Consider the following 16331-nt stretch of genomic DNA (forward strand, 5'->3'; position numbering starts at 1 on the left):
AACAATGTCACTAACAGCCAGAATCAAACCAATGATGACAACAACGACAATGACAACGGTAATGACGATAACAATAATAACAATAGTGGCGGCGGGGGCTACATTCCTGGTGGAAACACCGGTGGGGGTGGCGTCAACAACGGAAGCGGCGGAATTTCTACTGGTGGTGCAACAGCTGGTGCCACAGCCAATAATGGTTCTGCTACTGTTGTATCCAATCCTCAAGGTCAGTCCGTTAATGGGACTAATAACAGCACTGCTGAGGGCATGACAGGTGTCAACGATTCTGCTGGTTCTGCAACTACGAAAACAGGTAGTGCTGTCACCGGTAGAAGTTCTAACCAGACTCAGTTTCAAAGTAACAACTCTAATAAGAACAATGGTGCTTCTGCATCTGTTACTTCTCAAAAACAGCCACAGAATAAGGAAACTCGCAACTCCCATTCTGATCATTATTCTCAGAAATCTATGCATTCAAACGGCCAATTTCAGCCGAGCAATAAGACGAAACAAAAGCCTTATAAGACGACTTGGAGAAAGGGACAAAAACTGGATAGAAATCAGCGGAGAGAAGTCAGGTATGAAAGAAAGCATTGGAAAAAGTATAACAAGTATTATCCTAATTTTAACCCATACGCTAGAGGCGGGGATTGTACAAATTTGGCCTCACAAGATAGGGCCCATGCTGGAGCAAGAATGACTTCGGTTAGTAAACATGCAAAGGGGGCACATTTTTATTCACAGAACAAATGGACAAAGAATACGCGTAAGTGGTACTGTCGCAGAACAAAGTCAACCAAGATTTTTGGGAAGGTAATTGAAAAACATTGGAACTATTCTACTAGTTGGTCAACAGTCAATGGCTTTTATAAATATTGGACCAAGACCAAGCATCGACCACATTTTGTTACAAGCAGTTTGCGAAAGGTGATGTCAAAAGTTCGCGTTGGTGATGTAATCCAACTACATTCGAAGAAGTATGGATGGCATCATACAATAACCGTTTCTAAGGTAACGAAGCATATGGTGTATTATACATCCCATACGCGAAGCAGATTATTTGCACCCCTAACAAAAATCAAGAAAATATTTGGTCTTAGTAGAACAAATCGGATGCGCGTTATAGAAATGGGGATATAAGTGATGAAAAATAATCAGCACACTGTACTTCGAAAAACATTGTATTCAATTGTTGTGATTGTGTTATTTCTATTTCTGGTGTCTACAATATCGCCTAAAAATGCCGTTCGGACAACCATGTTACTCCACGGGGCATCACCGGTTGCGGCATTTCAATGTGATCCTGTATATGCTCCCAAGACGAGTAAAAGTTTAGGCGAAAATCTCTATTCCATCTCAAATAAGTATGCGTACAAAAATGGGTATGGAACACAGATTTCACTATTTCACATGAAGACCTACTTGGGGATCTTTCATTTCGCGGCCCCAACCATTCCATTCTTACCGTAACTGATGGAGTCCTACAATTTATGAAGTCAGGACGTAATGATGAAAACTACAAAAATAAAAATCAGGATTAAACGAATTATTTATACCGCAGTTTCCTTAATACTCATTTTGGGTTTATTGATAACTGTGTTTCCTAAAAATGCTGTGAGAGCAACCATGGCAATCGAAGGAGCTCCATTTTCAGCTGCTTTGAAATGCAATCCTAAATATAGCCAATCAAACAGCAAAGCTTTCAAGGCCACTATACATACCATTCCACTAAAATACTCATTTACTGATATGAACGGGTTTAAGGCTTCGATGTTTGACGTCAGATCCTACTTATGGGTATTTCACATTGCTTACCCGACTCAGCCAGAGTTCTAACAATGTAGTATTGCTACTAGGAAAGTCAGCAACGGTATATAAAAAATGTTATGAAAGTGGCGATTGATCATGAAAGGAAAATTGGTAAAAGCCTTGGCGGGTGTAGTGATCGTTCTTTTCCTGGTGTGCTTATTTTTTACAGTCTCGGTCAAAAACGCCGTTCGAGCCAATATGATGGTGCATGGTGTATCACCAGTTTCTGCATTTCATTGTAATCCAAAATTTTCTCCCAAGACGAGCAAATCACTTCAAATTCCCGTATATTATGTCCCTGACAAATATCCATACAAAGATGGCAGTACAGGTGTTCGCACATCAACTTTTGCCATCAGAACTTATTTAGGGATTTTTCACGTTGCCGTTACGGCTGATCAATACTTTGGGTAGAGGGGGCGATGAAGCTGAACAAATTCTTGATTAAGTCATTTAAAATGCTGAGTGTCGTTGTTCTCCTCTGCTTTATCACAGTATTGCTGTTGTCACTTTCGCCGAAGGGATCTGTTCGAGTACGGATTCTATTTGATGGCCATCCAGTGACTGCAATCAGATCTGACCCAAGGTACACTAAAGTGCAAAGCCGTGCGCCTCATCAGACTGTGTATACCATTCCGTATAAGGATGGGTATGATTCAAGCGATGAGTCATATATGGTCACCCAGTTCAAGATTCGTCAGGTGTCGGTTTTTAAGATTGCCAACCATCTTGTTCCAAGAATGTAGGAGATCGAACAGCTGACTGCGCTAATGGTGATTTGGATTTCACTAGGGAAAGAGGAAAAGTAGATGAAAAAAGAATGGTATCGAGTATTTCTTCTAATGATCATGACATTTGCTGGAGCACTATTGATTGGATGCAATCAGATACATGCTGCTGCATGGCAGCCATACAGTCTCAAAATTATGGGATATGCAAAGAAGCAGCGGATCCTTAAATACGATGGTAGTAACTGGGGCAACTATGAAGAGATTTATGAGAACAAGTATTTCAAGGATACCAAATCAACTAAGTACAAATATAATCATCAATCTCGAGTGATGGTTATTCGCTATCTGAACAAATCAAAATCCCCTGAAGTAAATACAAAGTACAATTATCGAAAACTTGTTTTCCATGGAAATAAACGGCAGCCAGTTATTCAATATTATTACAAGCTTGGTAATCAGAAGTTTCAGTTCCTGTATACGATTAAGTACTGGATGTTTAAGCCAATCAAATATTAGTCCTTGGAAGTGGGCTATCCGGCGACGTATCGATTCTGGTTGGTCAAGCCGGTTAACCACTAATTAGATTAGTCGCATTTAAGATTCATTGGATTATGGATGAGCATTATTCACAATCATCCATTTAATGAAAGGTCGATGATGAACTTGTTAGTTACCAGACAACATCGGATTACTTTAAAGTGGTTGTTACTGTTAGCATTCTTTTCTCTATTGGTTTTAGCCCAGACCTCAGCGTCTGCCAGTACCAACTGGAAACACTTGGATATGAATTCATTAGGGTATGCCACCAAACAAAAAGTCCTTCAGTACAATTCGGTGAACTGGGGCGAATTTGAAGATGATCGCCAGGACTTGTTCAAGGACACCAAGCATGTTGAGTACAAGTACACAAAGCACTCAAGAACAATGGTGATGCGCTATAAGAATCCGCAACGTTACTATTTGAAGACCAAGTACAATTATCGGAAGTTGATTTTCCGTCATGGTCACAAAACACCTATTATTACCTACTATATGAAGGTCGGTCATGATAAGTGGGAATTTGTGAACACCATTCAATTTTGGATGACGAAGCCAATCCGATATTAACCATCAATGTGATCCTCGAAGCGCGATGCTTCGAGGCTTTTGTTTTCCCACTAAGTCCTTCCTAGTCTTGTTTAGGTAATTGTGTGATAATAAAAAAGCGCTAACTATATTGAAGTGGTTAGCGCTCGTCTGTGATTTAATTCAACTCAGTGAAATGCATTGGCTTAAGACATTAATCAAAAAAGCCAAAAATATCTTTAATAGCAGTCAAAGCTTGTGCTAATTCCGCCGCATTGACATGATCAACAATCTTGCCGGATCCGGCGACGTAGTCATAACCCAAAAGACCGGTTAAAATAACGTGGCCTTCTATTTTATGAGAAGAAAGTGTAATCTGAAAAGGTGCCTTAATTTTAGTTGCATGGGTAATTGGAAAGCCGACAATCATACCTGTCCGTTGATTATATGCTTTATCACTGACAACCAGTAACGGTCTAAAAGTATTACTGGAATCTGGATTATGGCCACCATATTCATGGCCGGCATGTGGTTCACTATCAATCCAGATGAGATCTCCTTGCTGCGGGATGTCTTTAGTCATTCCAAATGTCCTCTCGACCAACCGGCGTGCCATTGTCTCCAATGTTTTCTTCTTCCATTGCTTTTCGAAGATCATAGTTCGATTCTGCAGTATAAATGTTGTGCCGAACTGGTAACAAACTGATCACGCCGTTTTCATCCTTGATTGGTTCAAACTCAACGTTTTCCCCTATGTTAAACGAAGCAGGAATTGTCACCATAATTGAATTGCCTTGACGCCGCGTTTTTACAGTCACTGTTATCACCCTTTCTATGCGTAATTATATATGTAATTACGCATAGATTCAAGCATTGTGCATCAACTGAATTTTGGCTATATATTAATTTTAAGTAGAAACTTTCGGAGATCGCCGGCTGCTCTCACTGTCCAAATATGCCTAAAAGTTAGCCCGCTCTCCTTTACATTGTACGTTGAAAATTTAGACTCGGAGGCATACACTTATAGGCATGCAATATACATCCAATAGGAGGAAAAGATGAAAGTTATCAAGAGCATCTTCAGCTGGATCCTGCCAATCGTCATTGGATTGGCACTGGCACTACTACTTAAAACCTACATTATTTCACCAGTCAGAGTGGATGGTGATTCGATGATGCCCAACCTGCAGAACAACGAGCACGTGGTTATCTTAAAGACCAAACCAATCAAACGTTTGTCAGTGGTGGTGTTTAATGCTTATAAATTGGCGCCGGATACGCGACCGAACACTGAATTTGTCAAACGCGTCATTGGCATTCCGGGTGACAGGATTACCTATACCAAGACTGGGCACTTATACGTAAACGGTAAGTACATCAAGCAGCCGTTCATCTCCCGTCAGCAGCAGACTACCGGTACTTTGAGCAACGTTGACGATAATGGTTTTAATTTATCGATTCTTTCCAAGAAGTGGAACAGAGGTGGATAGACTGCCGTGGTTCCCAAGGGTCAGTATTTTGTGATGGGTGATAACCGGAATATTTCCTATGACAGTCGTTACTGGGGATTTGTGCCCAAGTCTCATATGGAAGGCGTGGTTTATACGTTCCCATGGGATGCCAATCGAAGTGAAATTAATAACTATGGATAAAGTAATGTCCTTCACCAATTTTAGATCCGGTGAAGGACATTTTTAGATTCTACAATATCCGTTAGCAATTAAATTGATACCGTAACGTTTTTAATAATTCGGGAAATGGATGGCGTTCTAAAAAAATTCTTTGAGGACTCCTGAAATGGTTTTGATGATCCCTGCCGGAGCTTGCCCGACTATTTCCCCATTAGATCGTTTTTCGGGATCAATTGCCCAAACATGTTGGAGAAGCGCGGTTCCATGAACTGACTCCAAGTCAATCCTTTGAAAAAACGGTGATTGAACAAATCTTTCCTGCGCCTGGTACTTATCAGATGAACTGATAGGGATGGCTAAGACGGTGTTGAGATGTCGGTTATACTCATCGTTACTAACAACCATACATGGCCGCTCTTTTTTTGTTTCAGTTCCCTTGGCAGGATTAAGATTGATAAACAGTATATTTCCTTGATGTAATTCCATTAATCAAAATCCTCCGAACCAACATCTTCGCCCCAATCTATTTCCGGGGTGGCAACACGCCCGTATTTCTTTTCTTGCGCATCAACCATCTTCCAGAAATCATTTTTTTCGGGGGATGTCCGCTTCACAGTAATTTGGCCATCACTGCCTAGTTCCCATTCAATTTCATCCGATGATTTGACATTTAGGACGTCACGAATTGTTTTGGGAACTGTGACTTGGTTTTTTGCGGTGATTTTAGAGATGACCACAATATGACGATCACGTTTTGCCATAGCATTTCCTCCTTACTTGTCCTTACACACAGTATAATTCAAAAAAAGTTAGTAAGGCAAATGTAAGGTATACCATGTGCTTCGATATTGGATTACTTGCCATTTAATTCACGGACCTGATCAATTAAACCAAGGAATTCATTGGCTGCAGCGCGGTAATCTTCAATTTTGTCACCATACTTCTCGTTGAAGCCTTCCAAACCGCCGGCCACAAATGCGTATTCATAATCATATACTTTGTCGTAAGCTGCAGTGAATTTGACCAGAAGATCATGGTGCTTACCGTCTAATTGCAAAGCCATTTGAACAACTCGAACATCGGTGTAGCCCAGTTCAAACTGAATTGCCCAAGCCCGGATGAAGTCGTGCTGCGCCTCGATGTGAGCGAAATGGTGTTGGGTGTTCCAAGTTAATCGATCCAATGATTTGATAACGTCTAACATGTGATTACCTCCCTAAGATTTACCAACAATATTTTATTCACGTTCATTGAACCGCGTTTGAAATGGAAAGACAAGCGATTCGCATTGGTAAATGATGACCAAATCAAAAAAGCACTTTCGGAGTTGAATTCTCCGAAGGTGCTTTGTCATTTCTAAATCAAGCTATTTAATCAGTTGTGGCTGAAACACACCCATCACTGTGTCCTGTGCGGTAAATACGGGTACTTGATGACTTAAGGCATTGGCAACCAGCTGTTTCTGATCGGACGTTTCGTCTTCTGAACTCAGGACAAAGGCGAGGTCATCCGGCCAGTCCATATTTTCGTGGTAGGTTTGAATTCCGAAGCCACTTCCTTTAAGTTGGCCAACCAAGCTGGCGTTGTTGGCGTCAAATTCTGATAATAAGACGTCGCCGCTTAAATTGTTGGTGTCAATGTGGTAACTGTCAAATAGGGCGTTGTGTAAAGCTTCCTGTAAGTTGTCGCCAGAGCCGATGTCTTCTCCGGTTGACTTCATTTCTGGGCTTAATGCTGTTGGCGCACCAGGTATCTTAGCAAACGAGAAGACTGGTGCTTTGACGTAAACTTTAGCGGGTTCTGGATGCAAACCAGGCTTCAGGCCAATTTCATCAAGCGATTTGCCTAAGATTAACTGCGTTGCTAATTGTGCCAGATGCAGTTTGACAATCTTACTCATGAACGGCACGGTACGAGATGCACGTGGGTTGACTTCGATGACGTAGACCTCATCTGCGACAATAAACTGAATGTTCATCATGCCGACTGCGTGAACCTGTTTGCCAATCTTGGTAGCGATGGCAACGATTTTTTCTTTCTGGTCGTCCGTCAACGTCTGAGGTGGATACATCGCAATCGAGTCGCCTGAATGAATGCCGGCACCTTCGAGATGTTCCATGATACCTGGGACGAAAACTTCATTGCCGTCGCTTAGGATATCAACCTCACATTCAGTTCCAGGGATATATTGGTCAATCAAAATCGGTTCACCATGGCTGTTTTTAAGGGCGGGGATGAGGTATTCATTTAACTCATCGTCGTTGTGGACAACCGCCATACCTTTACCGCCGAGAACAAAGCTTGGGCGTACGAGGACTGGGTAGCCCAGCTTATTGGCAATTTCAAGGGCTTCCGGTGCACTGGTGGCAGTATCGCCTTTAGGGTGGGCGATATTTTGATCAATTAACAGGTCTTCAAACTGGTGACGGTCTTCGGTCTGTTCGATGCCGTGAAGAGAAGTCCCGAGAATTGAAACGCCGTGTTTGGTTAACGCTTCGGTCAGGTTAATGGCAGTTTGGCCGCCAAATTCAACAATGACGCCGATTGGCTGTTCCAAATTGATGATGTTCATGACACTGTCAATCGTGAGCGGTTCGAAGTAGAGCTTATCTGAAATCGAGAAATCAGTTGAAACGGTTTCTGGATTGTTATTGATAATAATGGCATTGTATCCAGCTGCTTGAATGGCTTTGACGCAGTGAACGGTTGCATAGTCGAACTCGACGCCTTGGCCGATTCTGATCGGGCCGGCACCGATAACGACAATGCTGTTGCCCAGAGGCTTGCTTTCGTTCTCGTTGCCGACAGTACTATAGTAGTAAGGCGTTGTGCTGTCGAATTCGGCAGCACAGGTATCGACCATCTTGTAAACCAAGTGTTGATCCTCCATTTGGTCTAACTTAACTAATTCATCGTCAGTAGCGTGATGAATGGCTTTGATCATGGTGTTGTTAAAGCCTAACTTACGGGCTTTTAAAACCATGTCGGCGCTGAGCAGGCCGTCGGTCATCTGTTGCTGCATCTTGAGGATATTTTCTAATTTGGATAAGAAATACAAATCAATTTGCGTCGAACGGTTAATTTGTTGAATCGTGGCACCTTTACCAATTGCGGCAAAAATTTCAAACAGACGATAATCGGTGGGTGTTTTGATCTTTTCCAACAGGTCGCCCATAGACATATCGCGCGAATAAGTCGGAATCAGGTCGGTTTGCGCTTGTTGGTCAAGCTCTAACGATTGAACAGCTTTCAACAGTGATTCTTCAATGGTACTACCGATCGCCATGACTTCTCCGGTCGCCTTCATTTGGGTTCCCAGTTTGCGATCTGCGTTTGTGAATTTATCAAAGGCAAAGCGTGGAATCTTAGCAACGACGTAATCTAAAGCTGGTTCAAACATCGCGAACGTGGTTTGCGTTATTGGATTCATGATTTCATCAAGGTTCAGTCCAATGGCAATTTTAGCCGCAATCTTGGCAATTGGGTAACCAGTTGCTTTTGAGGCTAACGCTGAAGAACGGCTGACCCGTGGATTGACTTCGATGACGTAGTAGGCTTCGCTGTTTGGATCTTGTGCCAATTGGACGTTGCAGCCACCCTCGATTTTAAGGGCGTTGACAATGGTCAAGGATGCGTCACGCAGACGTTGATACTCCTTATCAGTTAAGGTTTGGGTTGGCGCGAAGACGATGGAATCGCCAGTGTGGATACCGACTGGGTCAAAGTTCTCCATCCCAGTCACGATAATCGAGCTGCCATGATGGTCACGCATGACTTCAAATTCGATTTCTTTGTAGCCTGCGATGCTCTTCTCGATCAAGCATTCAGTCGATGGTGACATGGTTAGGCCACGGTTCAAAATGGTCTTCATTTCATCGTCGTTATGCGCGATTCCGCCACCGGTTCCTCCCAGCGTGTAGGCTGGACGAATAATAACCGGGTAGTCGATCTGGTGGGCGAAGTCGAGGCCATCTTGGAGGTCATAGACTGTTTTTGAATCTGGAATTGGTTGGTGGAGTTCCTGCATCAGGTCCTTGAATTTTTCACGGTCCTCTGCTTCGTTGATGGTTTGCAGACTTGTCCCTAATAATTCAATTCCCAATTTATCCAAAATGCCGTCCTTGCTCAATTCAACAGCTAAGTTCAAGCCGGTTTGGCCACCTAGGGTTGGCAAGATTGCGTCTGGATGTTCTTTTTCGATAATTTTCTTTAAGTTTGGAACGGTTAATGGCTCCAGGTAAATCTTGTCGGCAATTTCGTCATCCGTCATGATCGTTGCAGGGTTGGAGTTGACCAAAATGACTGAGTAGCCTTCTTCACGGAGACTCAAGCAGGCTTGGCTTCCAGCGTAGTCAAATTCAGCAGCTTGGCCGATGACAATTGGACCTGAGCCGATGATCAAAACTTTTTTAATATCTTCTCTTTTTGGCATTAGTGAACCCCTCCGTTTACGTGCATCATTTCGATAAAGTCAGTGAACAGCTTGGTTGCTTCGTGTGGGCCAGGAGCTGCTTCCGGGTGATACTGGACTGAAAATACTGGGCGTCCAGGATAGCGCAGGCCTTCGCACGTCTGGTCGTTGACTTCAATGGCAGTGACTTCCAGTGGGGTATCTTTGACGGAGTCAATGTCGACGGCATAGCCATGGTTTTGAGAAGTGATGTAGATGTCTCCCGTGATGATATTTTTGACTGGATGGTTAATCCCACGGTGACCAAACGTCATCTTGTAAGTAGTTGCGCCATTAGCCAGTGCCAAAAGCTGATGGCCCAAACAAATACCAAACAGCGGATAGTTATCTTGGAGCTTCTGGATGACTGGGACAAAGTCTTCGTAGTCGGTTGGATCACCAGGGCCATTTGATAACAAAATGCCGGTTGGATGGAGTGCAGCGATATCTTCAAATGTGGAGTCGGGGGTGACAACGGTCACGTCAACTCCTGGGCGTTGTAGTGACTTGACGATGTTATCTTTAACACCGAAGTCAACGACCACAACGTGTTCAACATCTTTGGCGTCGCCTGCGGACAATGTTGCTGATTTGATAATGGATGTTTGGTGCTCTGGTTCGGCCTTGACGATTGGTTGATTGGTCAGGCTGGCTTTCATTGTACCGTAGCGGCGAATAATCTTGGTTAACTGTCGGGTGTCAATCCCGCTGATTGCTGGAACCTTGGACTGCTTTAAGAAAGCATCGAGGCTGATGACGCTTTGATAGTGAAATACTTGATCGGTTAATTCTTTAACAACAACGGCTGCAGCTTGGACCGTGTCTGATTGATTGGTCCCAAGTGAGATGCCGTAGTTGCCGATAAGTGGGTACGTGAAGGTGATAATTTGCTTCTTGTACGACGGATCCGTCAATGTTTCCTGATATCCGGTCATGCTGGTGGTGAAGACGAGCTCACCATCGATCTCGGCGCCCAAATCACCACAGGCTTCACCGACGAAGACATCTCCGTTTTCTAAAGTTAAATATTTTTTCATGTCCGAACCTCCTCAAATAGTCCTAACAACGTCGTGACATTTACAGTTAACGCTTTTGAATATTTAAGATAGAAGTTTTTGGCCCACTTGTCAAGTGATTTTATGCAGAATTCTCCAATATTCGGATAAATATGTACACTTTATAATAAATATGAATATTTATTAAATTATATTAATAGGGCTGAAATGCCGTCCTTATAGATAAGTTAATCGTCATCAAAACAGATATGCGCAAATTTGGATAAAAACACATTTTTAAAAATAATTTTTAAATTAGACTTGTTTTTTGATTGAAAATAGCATATGATTCTAAGTAATCAAACAGAACCTTTAACATTAACCCCGTGAGGTTAAGAAGGTATGGCGACTCTTGAGGAGACTCAGGGCAAACTCAAACCTCTTTACCGAACGCGGTGAAGAGGTTTTTTGTTACATATCAACTCATTCTTATTGACGATTTAACTGTTCCCGTGAGAGCAAAACGTCCTGGATTGTGGTTCCAACACATAAGGAGCGCTTTGCGAACACGGCAAGGCGCTTTTAATATTAGGAGGAAATCACAATGATGCAGATTACTAAACCGGTAAGTTTTGAAAATGTTGTAAGTATGGAAGACCTTTCAGCCGAAGACGTTTTATCATTTATCCATGAAGCACAGGATTTCAAAGCAGGCAAGCAAATTGAGTTAACCCGGCCAGTGTATGCTGCCAACCTTTTCTTTGAAAGTAGTACCAGAACCCACACCAGCTTTGAAATGGCAGAACGTAAATTAGGCCTTCAAGTTGTGAACTTTGACCCATCCAACAGTTCATTAAACAAAGGTGAATCAATGGGCGACACCGTCAAGACTTTCCAAGCTATTGGCGTTGATCTGGTTGCCATCCGTGATAAGAAGAACGAATATTATAAGGACTTAATCGCTGATCCAAATGTCCACGTTGGAATTGCCAACGGCGGTGACGGATCAGGCCAACACCCATCACAATCATTGCTGGATATGATGACTATATATGAAGAGTTTGGTCATTTTGAAGGATTAAACGTTGCCATCGTCGGTGACTTGACCCATTCACGGGTTGCCCGTTCAAACATGGAAGTATTGACCATGTTAGGCGCCCACGTCTTCTTCGGCGGTCCTAAGAAGTGGTACACAGAAGAATTTGCCAAGTATGGCGAATGGATGCCAATCGACGACTTGGTTGAACGCATGGACGTTATGATGTTCCTCCGAGTACAACACGAACGAATTGCTGATGACGAAAACGGTACGTTCTCAGCTGAAAAATACCACGCACAATATGGATTAACTCAAGAACGCGAATCAAGAATGCCTGAACATTCAATTATCATGCATCCAGCTCCCGTTAACCGCGGCGTTGAAATCGCTGACGAATTGGTTGAATGCGACAAATCACGGATCTTCCCACAAATGGCTAACGGCGTCTTCGTTCGCATGGCAATCATGACCAGCATGCTTCGAAACCGTGGACTTATTAAGGAAGAATATTAATAGCGAGGAGACTTTCAACTGATGAAACGCATAATTGCCAACGGTCAACTGTTAGAACATGGTCAATTAGTTAAACGCGATGTGTTAATTGAAGATGGAAAGGTTTCAAAGATTGCCCCTGAAATCACCAGGGATGGGGTTGATGAAATCCTTGATGCCAAAGGAAACTTTGTCAGCGCCGGTTTGATCGATGTGCATGTCCACTATCGACAACCCGGTCAGGAACAAAAAGAAACCATCAAAACCGGGAGTCTGGCAGCTGCACACGGTGGCTTTACCACTGTCTGCGCGATGCCAAATGTGACCCCGGCACCAGACTCTGTTAATAATATGGAAGCTTTAATTAAATTGAACCAAACTGATGGCGTGATTCATATCAAACAATATGCGACCATTACGACCAATCGTGGCGGTGATGAATTAGTTGATTTTAAAGCTTTAAAGGATGCCGGCGCCTTCGCATTTAGCAACGATGGCAACGGAATTCAAAAAAGCAGCACAATGTATGAGGCAATGCAGCAGGCAGCTGACCTTGATATGGCGATCGTCGAACACGTTCAAGATGACGACCTGACTTATGGTGGCGTTTTGAACGGTGGCGCAGCTAAGCGCTTGGGGATGAAAGAGATGCCTTGGGTTAGTGAGACTGCCCAGGTTGCCAGAGACGTGATTCTCGCTGAAGCAACCGGCGTTCACTACCATGTTTGTCACGCGTCATCCAAGCACACAGTTAACGTGATTCGAGCTGCGAAACAAGCTGGCATCCACGTGACTGCCGAAGTGTCCCCACATCATTTGCTGTTATCGGATGCTAATATTAAAGAAGACAATGCACTTTATAAAATGAACCCACCATTGCGTGGGGAGGATGATCGCCAGGCACTTATTAACGGACTGCTGGATGGCACCATTGATATGATTGCCACGGATCATGCGCCTCACACCAAGGCGGATAAGGACCAATCAATTAGCACGGCGGCCTGTGGACTCACGGGCAGTGAAACCGCCTTTAGCATGCTATACACCAGATTTGTCAAGACCGGTCGATTCACTTTGGAACAGTTAATCGACTGGATGACCAATAAACCGGCATCAATTTTTAAAATGAACAACGCCGGTCGCTTAGAAGTTGGTCAGCCAGCAGATATTGCGATCTTTGATTTGAAAGATGAACATGAAATCAAAGAAAGCGACTATTTATCAAAAGGTAAGAATTCACCATTTACAGGCGAAACTGTGTATGGGGATACTGTGATGACCTTAGTTGATGGCGAAATCGTCTACAAAAAATAAGAAAAAACAAAGCTGCAGTTCACCGAGACTCCTAACTCGGTGGACTGCAGCTTTATTTTATTTGAGAAACATCATGTAGTAGCCAATTGAAGAAACTGCCTGAGCGGTGTTGACTTTCCCTTCCCGAATCCAGGTGAGGACTTGTTTCAGGGGGACGAGCTCACTGTTGACAAACTCGTCTTGATCGAAGTGACGTGAAACCCGCTCAGTCGGGTCAAATTTGATTAGCATCAGGTCTGCAAATTGATCCATGAAGCCTTCTGAAGAGGTGATGCGGGTCATCTTGGTGACCGATTTGGCAACGTAGCCAGTTTCCTCACGTAATTCACGTGCGGCTGCCTGCTCGCTGGTTTCACCAGAATTGACGATCCCTGCAGGTAGCGAGACCGAGTCGCCGTTAACGCCGGCTCGATACTCGCTGCTCATGACAACTCGTTCATCTTCCGTCATGGCCAGAATGGTGATGGTGGGGTCGGTTTTGATCAAGTCCCGTTCGATGGTTAAGCCATCCGGTGTTTGAATATGCAGCTGATCGACGGCAAAGACTCGGCCGGTGTAGTCATTCTTGCGGTCGAGGACCTTGCCGGGTTGGTGCCATGTTTTAAACAATGTATTATCTCCTTATATTGAACGTATCAAAAATGATTATAGTCGTAGATTTTGATAAACCAAGCATGCTTAACTGGTGATTTTAATTCCTACAATACTGACTAACAAAAGGATCACAAATCCCCAAGTAATTGGTGACACTTTGTCGCCAAATAAAATAATTCCGGCAATGACGGTTCCGACTGCCCCGATTCCTGTCCAAACGGGGTAGGCAATGCTCAGCGGGAGTGTTTTGGTGGCGTGTGCCAGCAAGAAAAAACTGATTAACATTCCGACAATTGTGATAATCGATGGGGTTAAGTTGGTAAATCCATGGCTGTATTTCATTGCCGTTGCCCAGACCACCTCAAAAATGCCCGCAATAATCAAAAATATCCAATTCATAAAAAGCCCTCCTAAAGAAAAAGGGTACCCCTTACAATTCCTTCTATGACCTAACGGAATTGCAAAAAGTACCTGTTGTTGCTGCCCGGTGGCAGTCGAATATCAAGTTATTAATAGTGTAGCACATTTGGATTTGAAAGTGAATTTTCAGATAATCAAACCCCATGTTAGCAATCAAGATTATTTTTTCAGCACCCGGACCCTGAACACAGCGTCAATCTTTCCAAGTCGCTCCACTAGGGCGTGTTCTTCTTCATTATTTAAATTATCCAGGTCAACGATCGTATAGGCGACGTCTTTTCGAGCGGCATTGCTCATACTTTCGATGTTAATACCCGCATCCGCCAACAAGGTGGCAATCTGGCCGACCATGTTTGGAATGTTCTTATGAATCAGTGTTAGTCGGTATGGGGTGTTAAACGGCACTTGGAGATTGGGGAGGTTGACTGAATTTTCAATATTTCCGGTTTCAAGATACGTCATAATGGTGTTAGCCCCTTGAGTTGCGCCATTGGCTTCAGCTTCCAGGGTTGATCCGCCAATGTGTGGGGTAACGACAACGTCTTCTCGATTCAAGAGAATATTTTCACCAAAATCAGTATAGTAGGTGCGAATTTTTCTGGCGTCCAGATATTCAACGGCCGCTTCATTATCCACAATTCCGTCTCGAGAGTAGTTAAACAACTTGACGCCATCCTTCATAATCGCCATCTGTTCAGCGCCAATCAAGCCGGTGGTTTCTTCGTTCTTTGGCACGTGGACGGTCACGTAGTCGGCTTGCTGCAGGGCTTCACCGAGGGTGCTAGCCCGAGTGATTGTGGTTGAAATGTGCCAAGCGGCATCAGCCGACAAATATGGGTCGTAACCAATGACCTTCATGCCCAGGGCGCTGGCAGCATTGGCCACCAGTGAGCCAACGTGGCCGACGCCAATGACAGCCAACGTGCGGCCGGTCAGTTCGGTTCCCTTGAACTTGGTCTTATCCTTTTCGGTTCGCAGCGAAATGTCAGCGCCACTATTATGAGCAGCGTAGTCAGCAGCCGCAAATAAGTTCCGGGATGAAGCCACCAGCAGCGCGATGATCAGTTCTTTAACGGCGTTTGCATTACTTCCGGGCGTGTTAAAGACGGCGGTTCCATTTTCAGTTGCCTGTTCTAGTGGGATATTGTTAAATCCGGCCCCAGCTCTGGCAATGACCTTTAAAGACTTGGGAAATGGTTGATCGTGAAGATTGACCGAACGAATTAGATAAGCGTCAGCCTCGTCTGTTTTGTTAATTTGATAATTATCGGAGAACCGGTCTAATCCGGCTTGGGCAATGGCATTATATGTTTTTACTTGATACATTTTAAGTTCCCCCTAATGTTGTTTTTCAAAGTTGTGTAAGAAATCAACCAGTGCTTGGACACCTGCTAACGGCATGGCATTGTACAGGCTGGCCCGCAGTCCGCCGACGCTTCTGTGACCCTTGAGGTTCATTAGGCCAGCATCTGTGGCTGCAGAAATGACCTCCTTGTCGACTGCAGCGTCACCAGTGGTAAATGGCACGTTGGTGAGTGAACGGTCGCTTGGCTTGATGTGGTTAGCAAATAACTTGGAGTCATCTAAAAAGTCGTACAACAGGGCCGCTTTTTGTTGATTAACCTTCTCAATTCCTTCGATCCCGTCTTGTTCCTTTAACCACTTTAAAACTAAGCCGGTCGCGTAAATGTTGAAGACGGGTGGCGTGTTGTACATTGAGTTCTTTTTAACAAATAGGTTGTAATTGAGGATACTTGGAATATGTTCAACCGGCTTAACCAAGTCATCTCG

At 43.8% G+C, this 16331-nt stretch carries 19 protein-coding genes and 1 pseudogene; 9 read left to right on the forward strand and 11 right to left on the reverse strand.

The window, feature by feature from the left end:
• The 6 genes from AB3112_RS02750 to AB3112_RS02775 all read left to right on the forward strand — a co-directional run.
• Positions 1 to 1140 (forward strand): amidase domain-containing protein (locus tag AB3112_RS02750; RefSeq protein WP_367333921.1); only part of this gene is annotated, 1140 nt, incomplete at its 5' end.
• 3 nt (positions 1141 to 1143) lie between these two features.
• The gene (locus AB3112_RS02755; protein ID WP_057910558.1) at positions 1144 to 1470 is read left to right on the forward strand and encodes a hypothetical protein; all 327 of its coding nucleotides are present in this window, start codon (positions 1144 to 1146) and stop codon (positions 1468 to 1470) included.
• A 435-nt stretch (positions 1471 to 1905) separates the two neighbouring features.
• Positions 1906 to 2223 carry a hypothetical protein gene (locus tag AB3112_RS02760; RefSeq protein WP_057911294.1) on the forward strand — a complete coding sequence of 106 codons (318 nt, stop codon included), beginning with the start codon at positions 1906 to 1908 and terminating at the stop codon, positions 2221 to 2223.
• 8 nt (positions 2224 to 2231) lie between these two features.
• Positions 2232 to 2555 (forward strand): hypothetical protein, encoded by a 324-nt coding sequence (locus AB3112_RS02765; protein WP_057910191.1) that lies wholly within the window; start codon positions 2232 to 2234, stop codon positions 2553 to 2555.
• Positions 2556 to 2618: 63 nt separating this feature from the next.
• The gene (locus AB3112_RS02770) at positions 2619 to 3056 is read left to right on the forward strand and encodes a hypothetical protein (RefSeq protein ID WP_057910192.1); all 438 of its coding nucleotides are present in this window, start codon (positions 2619 to 2621) and stop codon (positions 3054 to 3056) included.
• A 138-nt stretch (positions 3057 to 3194) separates the two neighbouring features.
• Positions 3195 to 3647 (forward strand): hypothetical protein, encoded by a 453-nt coding sequence (locus AB3112_RS02775; RefSeq protein WP_239822841.1) that lies wholly within the window; start codon positions 3195 to 3197, stop codon positions 3645 to 3647.
• 172 nt (positions 3648 to 3819) lie between these two features.
• On the opposite strand, the gene AB3112_RS02780 is transcribed toward AB3112_RS02775, so the two are convergent.
• Together AB3112_RS02780 and AB3112_RS02785 are read right to left on the reverse strand one after the other, a co-directional pair.
• Positions 3820 to 4188 carry a type II toxin-antitoxin system PemK/MazF family toxin gene (locus AB3112_RS02780; RefSeq protein ID WP_057910193.1) on the reverse strand — a complete coding sequence of 123 codons (369 nt, stop codon included), beginning with the start codon at positions 4186 to 4188 and terminating at the stop codon, positions 3820 to 3822.
• On the reverse strand, positions 4181 to 4423 hold the full coding sequence (locus AB3112_RS02785; RefSeq protein WP_057910194.1) for a hypothetical protein: 243 nt from the start codon (positions 4421 to 4423) through the stop codon (positions 4181 to 4183). Before AB3112_RS02785 ends, AB3112_RS02780 begins: the two co-directional genes overlap by 8 nt.
• Positions 4424 to 4663: 240 nt before the next feature.
• Between AB3112_RS02785 and lepB the strand changes: the two are divergent.
• Positions 4664 to 5257, forward strand: a pseudogene (lepB, locus tag AB3112_RS02790) (signal peptidase I).
• Positions 5258 to 5374: 117 nt separating this feature from the next.
• Here lepB and AB3112_RS02795 read toward each other — a convergent pair.
• The 5 genes from AB3112_RS02795 to AB3112_RS02815 form a co-directional block, all read right to left on the reverse strand.
• Complete coding sequence (locus tag AB3112_RS02795) at positions 5375 to 5722, reverse strand: type II toxin-antitoxin system PemK/MazF family toxin (protein WP_367333922.1); 348 nt, start codon at positions 5720 to 5722, stop codon at positions 5375 to 5377.
• Complete coding sequence (locus tag AB3112_RS02800) at positions 5722 to 5997, reverse strand: type II toxin-antitoxin system PrlF family antitoxin (protein ID WP_057910197.1); 276 nt, start codon at positions 5995 to 5997, stop codon at positions 5722 to 5724. Before AB3112_RS02800 ends, AB3112_RS02795 begins: the two co-directional genes overlap by 1 nt.
• Before the next feature lie 92 nt (positions 5998 to 6089).
• Positions 6090 to 6440, reverse strand: coding sequence for a hypothetical protein (locus AB3112_RS02805; RefSeq protein WP_057910198.1), 351 nt, complete (start codon positions 6438 to 6440; stop codon positions 6090 to 6092).
• Positions 6441 to 6602: 162 nt separating this feature from the next.
• Complete coding sequence (carB, locus tag AB3112_RS02810) at positions 6603 to 9668, reverse strand: carbamoyl-phosphate synthase large subunit (RefSeq protein WP_367333923.1); 3066 nt, start codon at positions 9666 to 9668, stop codon at positions 6603 to 6605.
• Positions 9668 to 10723 carry a carbamoyl phosphate synthase small subunit gene (locus AB3112_RS02815; protein ID WP_057910200.1) on the reverse strand — a complete coding sequence of 352 codons (1056 nt, stop codon included), beginning with the start codon at positions 10721 to 10723 and terminating at the stop codon, positions 9668 to 9670. The genes carB and AB3112_RS02815 overlap by 1 nt, the downstream gene beginning before the upstream one ends.
• A 562-nt stretch (positions 10724 to 11285) precedes the next feature.
• On the opposite strand from AB3112_RS02815, the gene AB3112_RS02820 reads away from it, so the two are divergent.
• Positions 11286 to 12233, forward strand: a complete 948-nt coding sequence (locus AB3112_RS02820) for an aspartate carbamoyltransferase catalytic subunit (RefSeq protein WP_057910201.1) — start codon at positions 11286 to 11288, stop codon at positions 12231 to 12233.
• 21 nt (positions 12234 to 12254) lie between these two features.
• Positions 12255 to 13526 (forward strand): dihydroorotase, encoded by a 1272-nt coding sequence (locus AB3112_RS02825; protein ID WP_367333924.1) that lies wholly within the window; start codon positions 12255 to 12257, stop codon positions 13524 to 13526.
• 57 nt (positions 13527 to 13583) lie between these two features.
• Here the strand turns inward: AB3112_RS02825 and AB3112_RS02830 are convergent, their stop codons facing one another.
• The 4 genes from AB3112_RS02830 to AB3112_RS02845 form a co-directional block, all read right to left on the reverse strand.
• Positions 13584 to 14135 (reverse strand): NUDIX hydrolase, encoded by a 552-nt coding sequence (locus AB3112_RS02830; RefSeq protein WP_367333925.1) that lies wholly within the window; start codon positions 14133 to 14135, stop codon positions 13584 to 13586.
• A 69-nt stretch (positions 14136 to 14204) separates the two neighbouring features.
• Complete coding sequence (locus AB3112_RS02835; protein ID WP_057910204.1) at positions 14205 to 14519, reverse strand: multidrug efflux SMR transporter; 315 nt, start codon at positions 14517 to 14519, stop codon at positions 14205 to 14207.
• 180 nt (positions 14520 to 14699) lie between these two features.
• Entirely contained in the window at positions 14700 to 15866 is a 1167-nt protein-coding gene (locus AB3112_RS02840) for a phosphoglycerate dehydrogenase (RefSeq protein WP_084973367.1), read from the reverse strand.
• Between the two features lie 12 nt (positions 15867 to 15878).
• Positions 15879 to 16331: aminotransferase class V-fold PLP-dependent enzyme (locus tag AB3112_RS02845; protein ID WP_367333926.1), on the reverse strand; the 453-nt coding region annotated here is incomplete at its 5' end.

Source organism: Lentilactobacillus sp. (assembly GCF_040773105.1).
Lineage (GTDB): Bacteria > Bacillota > Bacilli > Lactobacillales > Lactobacillaceae > Lentilactobacillus > Lentilactobacillus parabuchneri.

Coding starts and splice junctions, on each gene's coding strand:
- AB3112_RS02755 (WP_057910558.1), top strand. CDS start 1,144: ATGAAAAATAATCAGCACACTGTACTTCGAAAAACATTGTATTCAATT.
- AB3112_RS02760 (WP_057911294.1), top strand. CDS start 1,906: ATGAAAGGAAAATTGGTAAAAGCCTTGGCGGGTGTAGTGATCGTTCTT.
- AB3112_RS02765 (WP_057910191.1), top strand. CDS start 2,232: ATGAAGCTGAACAAATTCTTGATTAAGTCATTTAAAATGCTGAGTGTC.
- AB3112_RS02770 (WP_057910192.1), top strand. CDS start 2,619: ATGAAAAAAGAATGGTATCGAGTATTTCTTCTAATGATCATGACATTT.
- AB3112_RS02775 (WP_239822841.1), top strand. CDS start 3,195: ATGATGAACTTGTTAGTTACCAGACAACATCGGATTACTTTAAAGTGG.
- AB3112_RS02780 (WP_057910193.1), bottom strand. CDS start 4,188: ATGACTAAAGACATCCCGCAGCAAGGAGATCTCATCTGGATTGATAGT.
- AB3112_RS02795 (WP_367333922.1), bottom strand. CDS start 5,722: ATGGAATTACATCAAGGAAATATACTGTTTATCAATCTTAATCCTGCC.
- AB3112_RS02800 (WP_057910197.1), bottom strand. CDS start 5,997: ATGGCAAAACGTGATCGTCATATTGTGGTCATCTCTAAAATCACCGCA.
- AB3112_RS02805 (WP_057910198.1), bottom strand. CDS start 6,440: ATGTTAGACGTTATCAAATCATTGGATCGATTAACTTGGAACACCCAA.
- carB (WP_367333923.1), bottom strand. CDS start 9,668: ATGCCAAAAAGAGAAGATATTAAAAAAGTTTTGATCATCGGCTCAGGT.
- AB3112_RS02815 (WP_057910200.1), bottom strand. CDS start 10,723: ATGAAAAAATATTTAACTTTAGAAAACGGAGATGTCTTCGTCGGTGAA.
- AB3112_RS02820 (WP_057910201.1), top strand. CDS start 11,286: ATGATGCAGATTACTAAACCGGTAAGTTTTGAAAATGTTGTAAGTATG.
- AB3112_RS02825 (WP_367333924.1), top strand. CDS start 12,255: ATGAAACGCATAATTGCCAACGGTCAACTGTTAGAACATGGTCAATTA.
- AB3112_RS02835 (WP_057910204.1), bottom strand. CDS start 14,519: ATGAATTGGATATTTTTGATTATTGCGGGCATTTTTGAGGTGGTCTGG.
- AB3112_RS02840 (WP_084973367.1), bottom strand. CDS start 15,866: ATGTATCAAGTAAAAACATATAATGCCATTGCCCAAGCCGGATTAGAC.